This window comes from Roseibium sp., from assembly GCF_965233565.1.
Lineage (GTDB): Bacteria > Pseudomonadota > Alphaproteobacteria > Rhizobiales > Stappiaceae > Roseibium.
On record NZ_OZ247494.1, the window covers coordinates 4,828,588 to 4,843,587 of the forward strand.

The window sequence follows — 15,000 nt, forward strand, 5'->3', positions numbered from 1 at the left end:
TGCCTGACTGTTCAAAGAGGAGCACGAGCAGATGACCGAAATCAACATTCCCAATGACTATCCGGTTGAGCTCGACGCGCCGGATATCTCGCCTTACAGGAACGGCAACACGGATATTCCCTATATCTGGCGATTTGACAGCGGCAAGGCGGGGCCGAACGTCATGATCAGTGCCATTGTGCATGGCAACGAGCCATGCGGAGCGATTGCCCTTGACTGGCTGTTGAAGAAGGACATCCGGCCGCAGGCCGGGTCCTTGAGCCTCGCTTTCATGAACATTGCGGCCTATGAGGCCTTCGATCCTGCCGATCCCAACGCCACGCGCTGGGTCGAGGAAGACTTCAACCGGGTCTGGGAGACCGATGTGCTGGACGGCGAGCGCGACAGCGTCGAATTGCGCCGCGCCCGGGAGGTCCGCCCGGCCCTGACAGGGATCGACTTTCTGCTCGACATTCACAGCATGCAGCATCTTGCACCACCGCTGATGATGACCGGCAGGCACGCGAGGGCGAAGAGGTTGGCCGCGTCGGTCGGGGTTCCGGACCGGGTCGTGGGAGATGCCGGCCATGCCGCCGGCCGGCGCATGCGCGACTACGCAGCCTTCGATGATCCCGACGCGTCACAAACCGCCTTGCTGATTGAATGCGGCCAGCACTGGGAGGCTTCGGCCGGAGATCTGGCACGGGAATCGGCGGCCCGGTTCCTGGTCGCAACGGGTGTTGCAGCACCTGACCTCCTGGAGCAGTTCCCCGGTTCTGCCGCCGAACAATCGGCTTTTACCGTCATCGAGGCCGTGACCATCCAGTCCGATGTGTTTGTCTTCGCAGAGCCCTTTTCCGGTGGTGAAATCATCGCCAGGAAAGGAACGCTTCTCGGTTACGATGGCGAGCGGGCGGTGGTGACCCCGGAAGACGACATCATGCTGGTCATGCCGTCAAAACGGCTCTGGCGTGGTCAGACGGCCGTGAGACTGGCAAGACGGGACGCTCCTTGACGCCGCAGGTTCAGGGTAATCAGCGCAGCTTGTTTGATTGAAAACGTGGCCGTTGACAGAGCGTCGACGGCCTTTATGAACAGGATCCGTTCTCAATTCCTGAAGCTGGAACATGACCGAAAATCTCGACCTTGCGAATGAAATCAACACTTTCCGGGACGAAACCCGACTGCTGTCGATTTCGGCGAGATTCGCTCTTGCCATGTGTTTCCTGAATGAACTCGGCCACCGCTTTCAGATTTCGGGCGAAGCACTGGACGACTTTCGCACGCATCTGTGGGCAAGCCCGGTGCTGCCGTCCAATAGCAACGACTTCGACCTCTGGTACAACGCTTTGCCACCCCTCGCATTGGGGCAGCTGACGACGGGCGATCTTCTCGGCGTGACCAGCTCGACAACGATTTCGGCGACGGATATCAGCCGGTTTGTTCAAGCCGTCAATCTGTCCTCGGATTTGTTGCAAATGAGTTTCTTCATGGCTGCGGACAACGAGGGAACTTACGAGGTTTTGCGCAGAATCTCGGATATCTGCCGCCCGGAACGCTACCCGTCCGTGACACCGTTCAAGTTTTCGACCTTCGACAAGGGCAACGGCTGGGGCGCAATAATGTCCAGGTATGATCACCGGTTCTGGAAGCGTTACAGCGAGACCTGGTTCAAAAGCCTCTAGGATCGTGCTTCAGTCACCCGCCACGAAAAAGTGGAGCGTTCCGTCCGGACCGATGCCGAGGCGGTAGAAGGTCCAGGCGCCGAATTCCTGCATTTCGGCAAAGTCGCCTGCGGTAACGATCCGGAACAGTTCAACCTTCTGATCGGGTCGGAGGCCCTCCAGCGGATAGCGGGCGAAATACGGCCAGACATACATTTCCTGTGCTGTGCCGACATCGACATGCAGGAAACCTGCGTCCAGAATGTCGGCCAGAATAGCCAGAATCTCGAAGCCTTCACCGTCGCCGGAGCTCTGCTTCAGGAAATCGATCGGGTCGCCGATGTCGCCAAAGGACAATGTTGGCGGCATTTCATTGCTTTCCAGGATCATCCGGATGCGGTCGAGGTCGCCATTGGCGGCTGCCTCTTTCAGTTGGCTGTGCATGCGCGCAACCGGCTTTGGCAGGTAGCCGGTGCTGTAGAGCACCTGGGGCAGCTCCTCTGGTACTTCCGGGGCCGTAACCGCTTCGGTGGCGGGGTCCGCTGCGCTTTCCGAAGGCAGAATGATCTCGGCGTCCGGGATGATCGGCGTCTCCTGGGACGGCGTGACCGGAATGGTTTTAACCTCGACGGTCTTGGCCTGTCCTGCCAAGGGCAACAGGCCGGCAACCGCAACCGCGGCAAGCAGTTTCCATCCCATCAGCGCATTCTCCAGCTAGCTCATGCTGTGCCATTCCTTAAACAATTCATGCCAGGGTGAAAACAGTTGTCCGGGTCAAATCTCGTTCTTGTCAGCGACCCGCATCGCCGCTATCGAAAGGCCTATTCGCCGAACAGGGAAAACCAAGGACCCGTTGCCTGTTGAAAAGCGGTTTCGACAGGCCGGGCAAAAAGGACCGATTGTGACCTTTCTGGAATATGTGCTGATCGGATATTTTGTCGGCATTCTCACCACAGCACCTGTCGGCCCGGTCAACATCATGGCCATCCAGCATGCAGTGCGTGGCGGCTTCCGGCACGGCGTTTATGTTGGTCTCGGGGCGGTCATCGCCGACACGATCTATGCCTTTGCGGCGATTTTCGGCGTCTCTGCCGTGACCACTTTCATCGAGGGCCAGTTCGACCTGATCGAGTTTGTCGGTGGAGCGCTCCTGATCATTTTCGGCATCAAGATCTGGAACACGCATCCGCATCTGACGAAGAACGGCAATGGACGGGAACACGGCTTTCTCGGAGATGCGACCGCAGCCTTCTTCATGGCGATCACAAACCCGGGTGCGATCCTGGCCTTTATCGCCATTTTCGGCGGCCTCGGCGACTTCCGTCCGGCGCCTGGCGATCATGTCGGGGCGCTTGTGATGGTCGCCGGCGTGACGGCGGGGGCGACAAGCTGGTGGGTGATCGTATCTGCGACCGTGTCGCATTTCAAAACCAGGATAGACGATCAGTGGCTGGACAGGGCCAACCATATCGCCGGTTTCCTGCTGGTGGTTTTCGGCGCGCTGATCTATCTGAAGCTGGCGCTCGAACACTTGTTTTAGCGACTATAGTGGCGGCGCTGCCAGGCAGACTCAAAAAGGCCGGTCTCCCGGCCTTTTGCGATGTTTCGAAATGTACCGCCGCTATTGCAGAACGCGGTTGACCGTGTAGTCGCCCTGCAGGATCCGGTCCGGCAGGCCCTCGGCCAGTTTGGCAACGGCATCTTCGCCATAGGCGGCGACAAGGTCGGCAAGCGCGGTGAACATGGCCGCGTGTGCCACGGCATCCGCATCGACGCCATTTGCAATTGCTTCGGCCCAGGCATCGGAAATGAACCCGAGCGCGGCGCGTCTTATGTCTTCGTCTTCGGCAAATTCCGCTTCCATTGCCGCGTCAGCATAATCGTCGTTGATCATTCGCTTCCTTACCGGTCCTTCCCGAACGCAAGAGGGACAACTCTCGCGTGTTCCTGCCCCGAATCTTGTGTCTTGATCCTAGCACGGCGAACCGTGCTGATAAGCAACCGTGAACGCAAACTTAACGGCCACCCACAAATTTGATTCAAAAGGTTAACCAACTCGTAACGAATTGAAGATTTTTGCGGATATCATCGGCCGTAGCGGCTGGTGACGTCGCTGATAATTGTCTCGCCTTCGCTCAAGTACTGTCCCATTGCGAGACGTGCCGCGTCAGTACAGTCTCTATAAGCGACTGAGAAACCACGATAACCTTGATTGAACCGTTCGATGAACCGGCGCCTCCGGTTCTCGTCTAGTGTTTCCGCGTCCAGAAAGTCTTCCATCTGGTCACGCCAGCTCGGAACATCTTTTTCTTCACACAGCGGACGCAGAAAGTGCAGAGCCCCGAAGATTTCCGACAGGCGCATGAGCTGTTGTTCGTAAGGCGGTGCATCCGCCGAAATCTCCTGTGCGGATACAACCCTCGCCGGGAAAATCAGAACAATTGCCAGGACAACAACAGCCTGGAGCGCAGAGGGTTGCAAACGGCACATACTCATGGGGCGATCATGGTCAACGACCGATCCATGCGCAAGCGCTATGGCCGAGTGATCCCAAGAATAGGCACGTCGGGATGGAAAGCATGGACGGCAAAGGCAAACGTGACGTCGTGAACGAGTGCCTGTTCACCTTCCGGTGTTTTCCTGACCGCCACGACGGACCCGACGGCCCGGCCGTCGCCGGTGGCAGATGCATCGAGGATGGACGCCTGTTCGCCGGTCCAGCGCAGCAACGTCTCGTCCGTCAGCGCAACCGTGCCGGCATTGCGGATATGCTCAAGAGTGGCGGCATGAAGTCTGGTGCCGTCCCGCACCAGAACGACCCGCGCCATCGGGTTGATGTTCTCCGGCAGGTCGCCCTGAAAAAGCGGGAAGGGTGCCGACCGGCTGTCGTAACCGACATAGGGATTGCGGCCATAGTCCCGCCGCGCGGGAACGGGCCGCGCGAGCACATCTGCAGTCGGGTGTTGCTGCCGGAAGGCAGCGAAGGAAACCACTCTCGACGGCAGCATCTTCAGGTCGCGGCCCGCATGAGTGCCGACGATGCCTTCGCCGGTGAACTGCTGCCACCAGGTTTCGCTCTGTCGGTCATACATGACGAGGTCAGAATTGCGCAGAAGACCCGTGGTGCCGAAATCCAGCGTTTCTCCGTCGAGGCGCCGGTCAAAGGCAATCGAGGAATTGCAAAGCGGGCAGTAGGTCACCGACACCGGAACGGATCCGATCCTGTCATTGACGATCTCGTGCCAGATCAGGATCTGCAGCGGATAGGCGCGGACAATACCGTCCACATCCAGCCGGATCACCGGTTCCCTGTCCTCCAGCCAGTCAATGTCTGTTGCCGTTTCAAACCGTGGCTCATCAATGGACGGGATACCGTCCTTTGGAGGACCGCCGGAAAAGATGGTGCCGAGATCAACCGTGCTCTTGCTGAAATCGGTGCTGAAGCCCGCGCGCCGCCACTGGTCCGGACTGGCCTGGGCGGAGACGACGACGAACAGGCAAAACACGGTGGCTTTTGCGATATGCCTGGAAATTGTCAGGCCCGTTTTGACAAGCTTGTCCATTGCTTGATCCCTCAGGAGTGAACCAGAGGCATGGTTGTCGCTATTCGCCGCGGTTTCGAATCACGGCTTTGCAATCCTGTGTGATGATGCCAGTGCCAGCAGCCGCCGGATCCGCTCGGGGGTACCAGGCGTTGTCGGCCGGCCGTCCAGGTCTTCCGGCAGGACCCAGTCCAGCGCCGCCGCATCGTCCTGGGCTTCGGGGGTGCCGGAAAGATAGGCGCCGCAAAACACGGTCAGGATGAAATGCGTGACCACCCTGCCGTCATCGTCGTGCTGAATGGAATCGAACGTCTCGACAGGTTGATCGAGATCCGCAGTGACCCCCGTTTCCTCCAGCAACTCGCGCGCGGCGGCTTCCTTGAGAGTTTCCCCGAGTTCAATCACGCCGCCCGGCAGGCTCCAGTGATCCTTGAAGGGCGGCTTGCCGCGCTTGACGACAAGCGCCCGGCCGTCCCGGTGGCAAAGCACGCTGACGCTGGCACGTGGTGCATCGGGATAGAACCTGGACATGAAGACCTCGGCAACAGGAAAGGAATCGGTGCGCTGCCAGAGAATAGGGCGCCCTCAGGCACAGGAACAGTCTTGAGAACGCGGACCGGTTCAATGAGCCTTATGGGGCCAGTCCCTAACGGGGAAATCAGGCGAACAGGGCGTCGATTTCTGCCTGTGCGCCGTCGCCTTCGTGTTCGGAGGCTTCCGGTTCGACATGGCCGTGAATGACCGCGCCGGCAATGGCGATCAGCGGTTTGATCTCGAGCGTCGCCTTGTCGGCGATCATGGCGGCAACCTCTGCCGGATTCGGTGCGGCGCGCAGCTGATCCTGGATCTCGCCGACAAGCCTGTTGATGTCGGCAACCTGGGCTTCCAGGTGCTCGCGCAAATAGGCAGGGGCCGCATGATAGGCCTGAATCGCCAGATTCTTGTCCTTGAAGGTGGAGTTCTCGAAATGCCCTTCATAGTCAAGAGGGTCCCACTCCAGGACATCTTCGGCGCAGTCCGGCATGTCGGGAAGCATTTCAAGAAGCATCATTACCTCATTGAAATGATTGAGGTAATCAGTGGCAAGCCCGGTCTGGGGGTTGATGTTTGCCTCCTCCAGCCGATCGGCTGCCAGCTCCCCGGCGCCCAATACTGGATGCAAACACTCCATACCTGTCCCCCTGTTATTGACTTGAGGCCTAAGCTACTTCTTTTTTGTTTCCAATTGCCTAACTTGGCGACAGCCAATTGCCGGACGCGTTTACCGGTGAAGAAACGGAGGGAACAGCCATGTGCGGCCGCCTGGCCCTGACGACGCCGCCCGACGCCGTGCGCTCCTTCTTCGGCTATGTCGATCGGCCGAATTTCCCGCCGCGCTACAACATCGCGCCAACCCAGCCGCTTGCCATCGTGAGACAGACACTGGACGGGACGCGCCGGTTTCACCTGGTGCGCTGGGGATTGATCCCGGGTTGGGTCAAGGATCCGTCCAGTTTCACGCTGCTGATCAACGCCAGAGCAGAGACCGCTGCGCAAAAACCATCCTTTCGCACCGCCATGCGGCACGGCAGATGTCTGATTCCCGCATCAGGCTTCTATGAATGGCGACGCACGCCGGAGGGCAAGCAGCCATTCTGGATAAGGCCCCGCAACGGCGACATCATGGGGTTTGCCGGTTTGTGGGAAACCTGGTCCGATCCGGATGGCGGCGACATGGATACCGGCGCGATCCTGACGATCGAATCCAACCGGATGATGTCCGAGATCCATCACCGCATGCCCGTGATCCTTAAGCCGGACGATTTTGGCACCTGGCTGGACGTTGCCAATGTGGAGCGGCGAGATGCGGAAAAACTGCTGTTGCCGGCCGAAGACGACTTTCTGGTCGCCAGCCCGGTTTCGACCCGGGTCAACAAGGTCGTCAACGACGACCCGGATGTTCAGCGTGAGATCTCCGCAGTGGAAATGGCGGTGCCGCTGAAAAAGATCAGGGACGCCGGCAAGGCATCGGAAAAGCAGGCTGCCGACGACAGTCAACTCGATCTTTTCTGAGCAAGCGGCAATTCAGATTTTGCGTGCATCTGACGTGTCAGCCCTGTAGGGCAGGAGAAAAGCGCCGGAACAGAAACATGATCGATGACGAGCACCCGTCCGACCAAGAGGACGACACCGAAAACGAAGCCCTTGCCGAGGCCTATAACCGTGGCCTTGAGCTTCAGAAGGCCGGCGACTTCAAGGGCGCCGAGGCAGCTTTCCGTGAAGCGCTTGCGCTCGATCCCGACGACAGCGGGGGCGTCAGCGTCCGGCTTGCGGCCATGGGCGCGGAGACAAGCCCGGAGAAGATGCCCGATGCCTATGTCGCAACGCTGTTCGACCAGCATGCCGACGTTTTTGACGAGATCCTGGTCGACGAGCTGGGCTATTGCGTGCCGCTGCTGGTACGCGACCTGATTGCGAAGCTGGAGATCGGACCTTTCGCAAGGGTGCTGGATCTTGGCTGCGGCACCGGCCTGACCGGAATGGCACTGGCTGACTGTTCTGTACACCGGACCGGTGTGGACCTGTCGGAGCGAATTGTGGAACTGGCCTATGACCGCGAAGTCTACGAGGATCTTTATGTCGGCGAGGCGGTCGAATTTCTGAAGGACTTCGAGGAAGAGGACGGCACGCGCCCGGGCTGGGACCTGATCGCGGCAACGGATGTGTTTCCCTATCTGGGAGCCGTTGAGCCGTTTCTGAAGGGCGCAGCCGATCGGCTGACCCCGCGTGGCTATCTGGCTTTTTCAACCGAGACCCTGTCGGACGCACTCCTGCAGGGACGTCCCTACATGGTCGGCCCGAACAACCGCTTTGCGCAAAGCGAAGATTATGTCCGTACCGCACTGGACAAGGCCGGTTTCGACATTCTGACGATGGACCCGATCACGGTGCGTCAGGAGGCTGGCGATCCGGTTCCGGGCCATCTCGTCATGGCGCAGATGCGCTGAAGGCGGATCTATTTGAGGAAATAGAACTCACGCCTCAGGGCAGAATTGTGCCAAGGCGATTGAGACCCTCTGGTGGCGGAGTAAACATCCGCTTTGACCCGTTTCATCATGATCTCGATTTCAAGGCCCGGCGTTTCGATGTGTTCAAGAAGGGCTGTGGTGAACGGGCTGTTGTCGCCGTCTCCATCAAGGGCGACTTCGCCAGGCGCTGTGGCATAACCAATCAGGATATTGCCGCCGCCGGCCTCGGGTGCAGCAAGACCACGGCCGACATAGGCACTGCGGCTGGTCCCGAGACTGCGGAACCGGCGGGCAAGCGGATTGTCCCGGCAGGCATCGAGCAGCGCGATCGAAAGCCGTCCGGGCGCATTCATGTAATTCAGGATGGTGCCAAGTTCGATGGTCTCGAAATCGACCGCGGTGGGGTCCTCGAGTTTCGCATCGATCGGGATCAGAAAATTCTTGCCGCCCATCTGCATGGCGTGTCCGGCATAGAAGAACAGGGCAACGTCGGCATCCCTGATGGCACGTACATAGGAGCGGACCGTGCTTTCCATCGCCACCTTGCTCTGATCCAGGCCGACGATGACCGTGAAACCGAGACGCTTCAATGTCTCGGTCAATCGGGCAGCGTCATTCTTCGGGTTGGGCAAGAGCGGGGCATATTCATAGGCTGAATTGCCCATCACCAGGGCAACCCGCTTGCCGTCCGGCAAGGTAGACAGATCCGGCAGAGACGGCGAGGAGGTAGGTGGCGCGCCTGGTGCGGGGGTGGCTACCTGAGGCGGGACAGGATCCGGTCCGATAACCGGGATGTCCTTGTCCGGTTCGCCATTGTTTCTGGTTGCCGCAGCAGCCAGGTACCGTCCATAGGCCCAACCGCGCATGCCGTTGCCGAGTTCGATCTCGATCCACGCACCCTGCTGGGTCAGCATGGTGACTTCCGTCCCTTCCAGCAGCCGGGCAATTTCCGCATGACCGGTTCCGGCTCCCGTGCGCAGCGACAGGAATGTGTCGCCGCTGTCGCTCAAGTCGCCGACAAGACCGGGGCGTGGCGGTGAAATGGCCCGGCTGACGACGGTCGGCGCTGGCGTCGGCTGGGGAGACACGGTCGGCGGTGTTGCCGGAGCAGACGGAACGGAGGCAACATATTTGCTATAGGCCCAGCCGCTGCGGCCGTCCTGCAGCCGGACACTCAGCCAGGAGCCCTGGCGTCCCAGGATTGTCAGAGGCGTATTCGTGCCCATTCTGGCGATTTCCTGGTATCGGGATCCGGGCCCTGTGCGCAGGGACAGGTAATTGTCACCGCGTGGATTGAGGCCGGTCACGTAGCCCTGATTGGACGGCCTGTAACTGCCCGATCCGGCGGGAGATCCCCCCTGCAGCGCCGTTGCCGACAACAGCGCCTGCGACAGGCCGCCGGTCACGCCGGTCGCCGACCAGACCGCATATTGAAACCGTTCTCCATTGTGGAAATAGCTGTCGCCGGGGATGGCACCGCTGGAAATCAGGCTGTTCTTGAAGGCATTGCCCGCTGGCTGGCGCATCCAGCCGAGCGTAACCGCATACCAGCCATTGTTGGACTGGAACACTGTTGTCTGCGGAAAGCGCGGTGCATACCCGCGCGCCAGCGAGACAGCGGAATTGGCATCGGACCGGCTTGCAATGACAAGCCAGCCGCTGTTGCCGCCGGGCATGACCGAGGCCTTTGCGAGGGGCACGGAGGCCAGCACAATCATGGCAAGCGCAAGCAGGATCTGCGTCACCGGTCCCAGACGGGAAGCGGGTATTGTAACTGGGAGGCTCATATCTCCGGCCCTCATCCTGCAGACGACATGCACGACCCGAGTATGGCACGGCTCCGGCAAGATGAAACAGGGGAACCTGCCGAAGGCGGCTGCATGCCGGGAAAGGAAGGGAGAACAGGAAGATGCTCCCGGCGGGAAACCGGGAGCATCGGGTTGGAACACCTGCCGATGTCAGCTCCTAATCGGCGCGGTGAAGCCTCAGATAAGGTTCGCCATCGGAGGTGCGTTTGATGGCGACACCTTCCGCATCGATCAGGCAGGTTACCCGGCTGCGATAGGCGGAGAAGCTGTCGAAGGTCACCACATCCACCGCTTCATCGAATTGCAGGGTCACCCGGTATTGCCCGGCCGGACCGATCCGGGCGAGCGCCAGGACTTCGCCCTGAAACACCTGTTTCATGTAGGAGCCTGAGACCCTGTCTCCGACGGCAAGGGACATCTGGTTCTGGTGCGAGGCCACCGCATGGGCGGTGTTCCAGTCCTTGAAGCCATATTGGGCGGACAGGAGTTCCAGCGCCTGGCTGTGCGAGAGTTTCTGCCCTTTTTCGGCCAGTGCGGCCTTGAGCCGTTTCGCCTGTGCCTTGAGCTGGGCAACGCTTGGAAGCGTCATGTCGAATACCTTTCCAGGAAAGGCAGGCGGTCGGGCATTGCCCGTCATGGGGCCCGCATTGCCATCAAGCCTGCACATCCGTGAAGGTCGACAAGAAGCCGCGACATCTGTCGCGGAAGGGAATTCACCATGGGCAGTGCCTGCGGGCGGCCGGCTCCCTCTGACCGCGCGCAGACATACGCATGCCGCCAGCATCTGTCAACGTGGCCGAAAATGCCAATGAGACAAAAAGAAAGCCGCAGAAGCGGCTTTAAGGAGAGGGAGGTTAAGATGAAACACCGGGCAGCTGCCACTGCCTGATGCAGCCTGCACTTTTTGCGCAGACGATTGATTGCTCCGTATGGGGGAGAGCAATCGCGACAGCGGGCGTGCCCGGTGTCGCTGGTCGCCGGGGGAGGGGTGTCCCCGGAGAGATCAGGTGTGGACCAGCCGCTTCAGGAGTTCGACCTCCTGCGAAAGAGCCTTGTCCTTGCTCACCATGTCTTCGATCTTGCGCACGGCGTGCAGCACGGTCGTATGATCGCGGTTGCCGAAACGGCGGCCGATTTCCGGCAGCGAACGTCCGGTCATCACCTTGGCGATATACATCGCGATCTGACGCGGCCGGACCAGGGTGCGGGCGCGGCAGGACGACAGGAGGTCGGCCTTGGTCACGCTGAAGTGCTTGCAGACAACCTGCTGAATTTCCTCGACCTTGATGGAGCGCGGCTCGCCGATCCGCACCAGATCGTGCAGGGTCTTTTCGGCCAGGTCCATGGTGACAGGCTGTTTGGTCAACTGGTTATGGGCAAAGAGCCGGTTGAGAGCACCCTCCAGATCCCGTGCCGAGGAAATGACATAGCGTGCGATGTAGTCGGACACCTCCTCCGGCACGGAGAAGCCGGGATGGGTCCGGCGGGCCGCGGAGACGCGCTTTTTCAGAATGTCGTGGCGCAGGGCATAGTCTGTCGCCTGAATGCCGACAACTTCACCCTTCTGAATGCGCCGCCGCAGGGCTTCGCCGAGCGTGTCCAGTTCATCCGGTGACCGGTCCGCCGCCATGATGATCTGCGACGGAGCTTCCATCAGCATTTCCAGGGTCTTGGCGAATTCATCCTGGCCCTGTTTGCCATGCAGGAACTGGAGGTCGTCTACCAGCAGCAGGTCGATGGAGCGCATGGCCTGGCGCAGAACCGGGAAGGCCGGAGTGCGCAGCGCCGGCACCAGGTGATACATGAAGAATTCGGCCGAGAGATAAGCCACCTGACGCCCGGTTTTGCGCGCTTCAGAGGCAGCAGCCTGCAAGAGATGGGTCTTGCCGATACCGGTGGACGAATGGATGTAGAGCATGTCCAGCGTGCCTTCATGGCCGGCGGCCATCTGGCGCACGGCCGCACAGGCCAGGCTGTTGGACGAGCCCTCGGCAAAGGTATCGAAGGTCAGTTTCGGATTGAGCGCTGCACCGTTCAGGAAGTCGGCAGCGGCTTCTTCGCCCGTATCCGCCAGGCAGGGAATGACTGCTGCGCCTGCGCCGAATTGAGGCGTGCTGCTGAAAGGACCGGGACGACCGCTGATGCGACGTGCTGTGATCGCCTTGGGAGCATTGCCCGCTGTGATCCGCCGGGGGCGAAGCGCACCGCGAACCGTCAGTTCGATACGTTTGATATCGTCCTGTTCGCGTTTCCAGAGGCCGACGAGCTGCTTTTCGTAGTTGCTCTGGATCCAGTTTTTCAGGAAGCGGGTCGGTACGGACAGGCGGACTGCATCGCCTGTGGTTTCTTCATGGTTTACCCTGCCGAACCAATTTGAGAATACATCGTCCCCGAGTTCGTTTCTCAGTTCCTTTTTCACACGATCCCATTGATCCGAACCGGCTAAGTTCTGAACCTGCATTGTGGCCTCCATTGGAGGGACCGCTTTTAACCGCTCCCTCCCTGTGCACTGTCTATGAGCCGCGAATTTCCGCCTTCGCTGCCCGTTTGCTTTTGTCCGGTCGCAGGGCCCTTTTTAGGCCTTCTGACCGCTGGCTTTTAACGCCTATGAAACATCATTAACCTTTTACTTACCATATTTTCAAATAGCTTATTTTTATGAGGTCATAGACGTTTCATATTGTAATTTTTGTAGATGACGGGCGCTGCGCATGTAAATTTTACATAGAGAATCTTAGCTTCCGTCATCGTCAGGACCTGCCGCAAGTCCTGACCGAGTTGTTCTCCTCTGGCTGTTTTGGCTCTTCCTGTGAGCACGCAAGCAATTTTAGGAAAAATTTAACTTTTAGGAAATTTTTCTGCGAGTTTTCAAAAGGCAGATGAAAAACTAGTGAAATCGAACGAGGCGGATACCGATCGGTTGGAAAAAAGCCTGTAACTTCTGCCGATTACCGGTTTTGATGCTTTTCGGATGCAGGTGTCCTGAACCGCCGAAAGAGTCGATGAGCCGCCTAAAGAGCGCTTTGGAGTGCCGGAAGTTGGGGACAGTTTCAGCCGTCAAAAAGGGCGCAGCGGTGGGGCTGAGGAGGCGCGGTTTAAAAGTGCCGTTTCCGTAAACTGCCATAAGATCAATCGCATGGGTCTCGATTTCGGTGCAGCCGATCCGGTCCCTGAATTTGAGCGCGATATTAACCTTATCCCCAACCCCACCAGTTTTCAGGCGATCCGTCAGTTTTGACAATTGATCGGACCGTTCGGTCAGCGGGTGAAATGTCGGTGTCAGGCAGAGCAGAACGGTTGAAGTAGTTTTAAGTGTAAAACAAAGACCTCCGCCCTGAACGCAACAAACGCAATCCGGCAGGCGCGCCAGACCGGCCAAAGAAAACGGCCGCTCTGCATTCTGCAGGCGACCGTTAAATGTTGCCGGTCATGTGACCTGACCGGACAGATCAGAGAACGCGGCCGGGGTTCAGCAGACCCTTGGGGTCAAATGCCGACTTGATGCGTTTCATGAGGTCCATCTCGATGTCGGTCTTGACCTGAGCCAGCAGATCCCGCTTGAGGCGGCCGATGCCGTGTTCCGCCGAGATGCTGCCGCCGAAGTCTCCGACGATGCCGTGGACAATGGTGTTCATCTCATCCCACTTGGCGAGATAGCTCTCTTTGTCCGCCCCGACGGGCTGGCTGACGTTGAAGTGAATGTTGCCATCGCCGATATGGCCGAAGGGCACCGGCCGGCACCCGGGCACAAACGCCTCGACGGCGGCCATGGCCTTGTCGAGAAACTCCGGAATGGAGGCAACGGGGACAGAAACATCGTGCTTGATCGAGCCGCCTTCGGGCTTCTGCACTTCCGACATGCCGTGCCGGATATGCCAGAAATCCTGGACCTGGCTGAGGTTTTGCGCAAAGGCCGCGTCTTCCACCAGACCGTCCTCGAACGCTTCACCGAGCACGCTTTCCAGGAGGTCGCGCACCGGAAAGGCCTCGGACCCGCTGGACATCTCCATCAGCACGTACCAGGCGTGCTGCCCTTCCAGCGGATCGCGCGCGCCTTCAAGGTGTTTGAGGCAGAATTCCACGCCGACACGGGGCATGATTTCAAAGCCGGTCAGCACCGGTCCGGCGCTCGCCTTGGCCAGGGTGAACAGCTTCAGCGCCGCTTGTGGATTCGGCAGACCGACGAAAGCCGCCTCGAGCTTCTTCGGCTTGGGGAAGAGTTTCAGCGCAGCCGCTGTAATGATCCCCAAAGTGCCTTCACCGCCGATAAATAATTGTTTCAAATCATAACCGGTATTGTCCTTGCGAAGCGTTCTGAGACCGTTCCAGATGTCACCATTCGGCAGCACGACTTCGAGCCCCAGAACCAGATCTCGGGTGTTGCCGTAAGCCAGCACGGCAGTGCCGCCGGCATTGGTGGAAATGTTGCCACCGATCTGACAGGAGCCCTGCGCTCCGAGAGATAACGGGAACAGGCGATCGGCTTTTTCGGCCTCCTGCTGCAGCGCTTCAAGCACGACGCCGGCTTCCGCCGTGAGCGTGAAACCGGCCGGGTCGACGTCCCGGATCTTGTTGAGACGCACCAGCGACAAGACGATTTCATCCCCGGTTTCCTGCGGGATTTGCCCACCCACCAGACCTGTGTTGCCGCCCTGTGGCACGACCTTGAGATCATGCTCATAGGCATAGGCCATGACCGCACTGACCTCCTCGGTGTTGCCCGGGCGAAGGACCATCGGCGTGACCCCTTTATAGAGATCGCGCCACTCGGTCAGGTAGGGGGCCTGGTCGTCCGGGCTGGTCAGAACATTGGCTGCGCCGATCAGGTCGGCGAAGCGGTCGGCGTGGGGGGAGCGCTCCATGAGCGAGGTCCTCGTGAAGTTTGACAGTGAAATTCGGGCGCCAACATAGTGGCTCGATCCGGCCACGTCGACGCTTCATTCCGTCGCCGTGTCACTTGAAGCTCGAAACCCCTTGTGCCATAGGATGCCAGCCCGTT

The 15,000-nt window shown here is 59.4% G+C and carries 16 protein-coding genes; 5 read left to right on the forward strand and 11 right to left on the reverse strand.

Going from position 1 to position 15,000, the window contains the following annotated elements:
- Window positions 1-31: 31 nt before the first annotated feature.
- Window positions 32-994 (forward strand): succinylglutamate desuccinylase, encoded by a 963-nt coding sequence (locus ACO6TG_RS22075; protein WP_422375163.1) that lies wholly within the window; start codon window positions 32-34, stop codon window positions 992-994.
- Between the two features lie 112 nt (window positions 995-1,106).
- Window positions 1,107-1,664, forward strand: a complete 558-nt coding sequence (locus tag ACO6TG_RS22080) for a hypothetical protein (protein WP_422375164.1) — start codon at window positions 1,107-1,109, stop codon at window positions 1,662-1,664.
- A 9-nt stretch (window positions 1,665-1,673) separates the two neighbouring features.
- Here the strand turns inward: ACO6TG_RS22080 and ACO6TG_RS22085 are convergent, their stop codons facing one another.
- Window positions 1,674-2,342, reverse strand: coding sequence for a hypothetical protein (locus ACO6TG_RS22085; RefSeq protein ID WP_422375165.1), 669 nt, complete (start codon window positions 2,340-2,342; stop codon window positions 1,674-1,676).
- 202 nt (window positions 2,343-2,544) lie between these two features.
- On the opposite strand from ACO6TG_RS22085, the gene ACO6TG_RS22090 reads away from it, so the two are divergent.
- Window positions 2,545-3,183: a LysE family translocator gene (locus ACO6TG_RS22090; RefSeq protein WP_094074224.1), complete on the forward strand. Its 639-nt coding sequence runs from the start codon at window positions 2,545-2,547 to the stop codon at window positions 3,181-3,183.
- A gap of 81 nt (window positions 3,184-3,264) precedes the next feature.
- Here ACO6TG_RS22090 and ACO6TG_RS22095 read toward each other — a convergent pair whose 3' ends face one another.
- The 5 genes from ACO6TG_RS22095 to ACO6TG_RS22115 all read right to left on the reverse strand — a co-directional run bounded on the left by ACO6TG_RS22095 (window position 3,265) and on the right by ACO6TG_RS22115 (window position 6,233).
- Complete coding sequence (locus ACO6TG_RS22095) at window positions 3,265-3,537, reverse strand: hypothetical protein (protein ID WP_006933467.1); 273 nt, start codon at window positions 3,535-3,537, stop codon at window positions 3,265-3,267.
- A gap of 191 nt (window positions 3,538-3,728) precedes the next feature.
- A complete protein-coding gene (locus ACO6TG_RS22100) occupies window positions 3,729-4,139 on the reverse strand; it encodes a TIGR02301 family protein (protein ID WP_422375166.1) in 411 nt (136 codons plus the stop codon).
- 38 nt (window positions 4,140-4,177) lie between these two features.
- Window positions 4,178-5,206 carry a DUF3179 domain-containing protein gene (locus ACO6TG_RS22105; protein WP_422375167.1) on the reverse strand — a complete coding sequence of 343 codons (1,029 nt, stop codon included), beginning with the start codon at window positions 5,204-5,206 and terminating at the stop codon, window positions 4,178-4,180.
- Window positions 5,207-5,266: 60 nt separating this feature from the next.
- Complete coding sequence (locus ACO6TG_RS22110; protein ID WP_422375168.1) at window positions 5,267-5,716, reverse strand: NUDIX hydrolase; 450 nt, start codon at window positions 5,714-5,716, stop codon at window positions 5,267-5,269.
- Between the two features lie 127 nt (window positions 5,717-5,843).
- The gene (locus ACO6TG_RS22115; RefSeq protein ID WP_422375169.1) at window positions 5,844-6,233 is read right to left on the reverse strand and encodes a hypothetical protein; all 390 of its coding nucleotides are present in this window, start codon (window positions 6,231-6,233) and stop codon (window positions 5,844-5,846) included.
- 242 nt (window positions 6,234-6,475) lie between these two features.
- Here ACO6TG_RS22115 and ACO6TG_RS22120 point away from each other — a divergent pair, with 242 nt between their 5' ends.
- Window positions 6,476-7,237 carry an SOS response-associated peptidase gene (locus ACO6TG_RS22120; protein ID WP_422378934.1) on the forward strand — a complete coding sequence of 254 codons (762 nt, stop codon included), beginning with the start codon at window positions 6,476-6,478 and terminating at the stop codon, window positions 7,235-7,237.
- A 77-nt stretch (window positions 7,238-7,314) separates the two neighbouring features.
- On the forward strand, window positions 7,315-8,172 hold the full coding sequence (locus ACO6TG_RS22125) for a methyltransferase (RefSeq protein ID WP_422375170.1): 858 nt from the start codon (window positions 7,315-7,317) through the stop codon (window positions 8,170-8,172).
- Between the two features lie 8 nt (window positions 8,173-8,180).
- Here ACO6TG_RS22125 and ACO6TG_RS22130 read toward each other — a convergent pair whose 3' ends face one another.
- From ACO6TG_RS22130 to ACO6TG_RS22150, 5 genes are all read right to left on the reverse strand, one after another.
- A complete protein-coding gene (locus ACO6TG_RS22130; RefSeq protein WP_422375171.1) occupies window positions 8,181-9,980 on the reverse strand; it encodes a caspase family protein in 1,800 nt (599 codons plus the stop codon).
- A gap of 178 nt (window positions 9,981-10,158) precedes the next feature.
- On the reverse strand, window positions 10,159-10,590 hold the full coding sequence (locus ACO6TG_RS22135) for a glyoxalase superfamily protein (RefSeq protein WP_422375172.1): 432 nt from the start codon (window positions 10,588-10,590) through the stop codon (window positions 10,159-10,161).
- A gap of 414 nt (window positions 10,591-11,004) precedes the next feature.
- Window positions 11,005-12,462, reverse strand: a complete 1,458-nt coding sequence (gene dnaA, locus ACO6TG_RS22140; RefSeq protein WP_422375173.1) for a chromosomal replication initiator protein DnaA — start codon at window positions 12,460-12,462, stop codon at window positions 11,005-11,007.
- A gap of 426 nt (window positions 12,463-12,888) precedes the next feature.
- Entirely contained in the window at window positions 12,889-13,380 is a 492-nt protein-coding gene (locus tag ACO6TG_RS22145) for a hypothetical protein (protein ID WP_422375174.1), read from the reverse strand.
- A gap of 70 nt (window positions 13,381-13,450) precedes the next feature.
- Window positions 13,451-14,863, reverse strand: a complete 1,413-nt coding sequence (locus ACO6TG_RS22150) for an FAD-binding oxidoreductase (protein WP_422375175.1) — start codon at window positions 14,861-14,863, stop codon at window positions 13,451-13,453.
- Window positions 14,864-15,000: the final 137 nt, after the last annotated feature.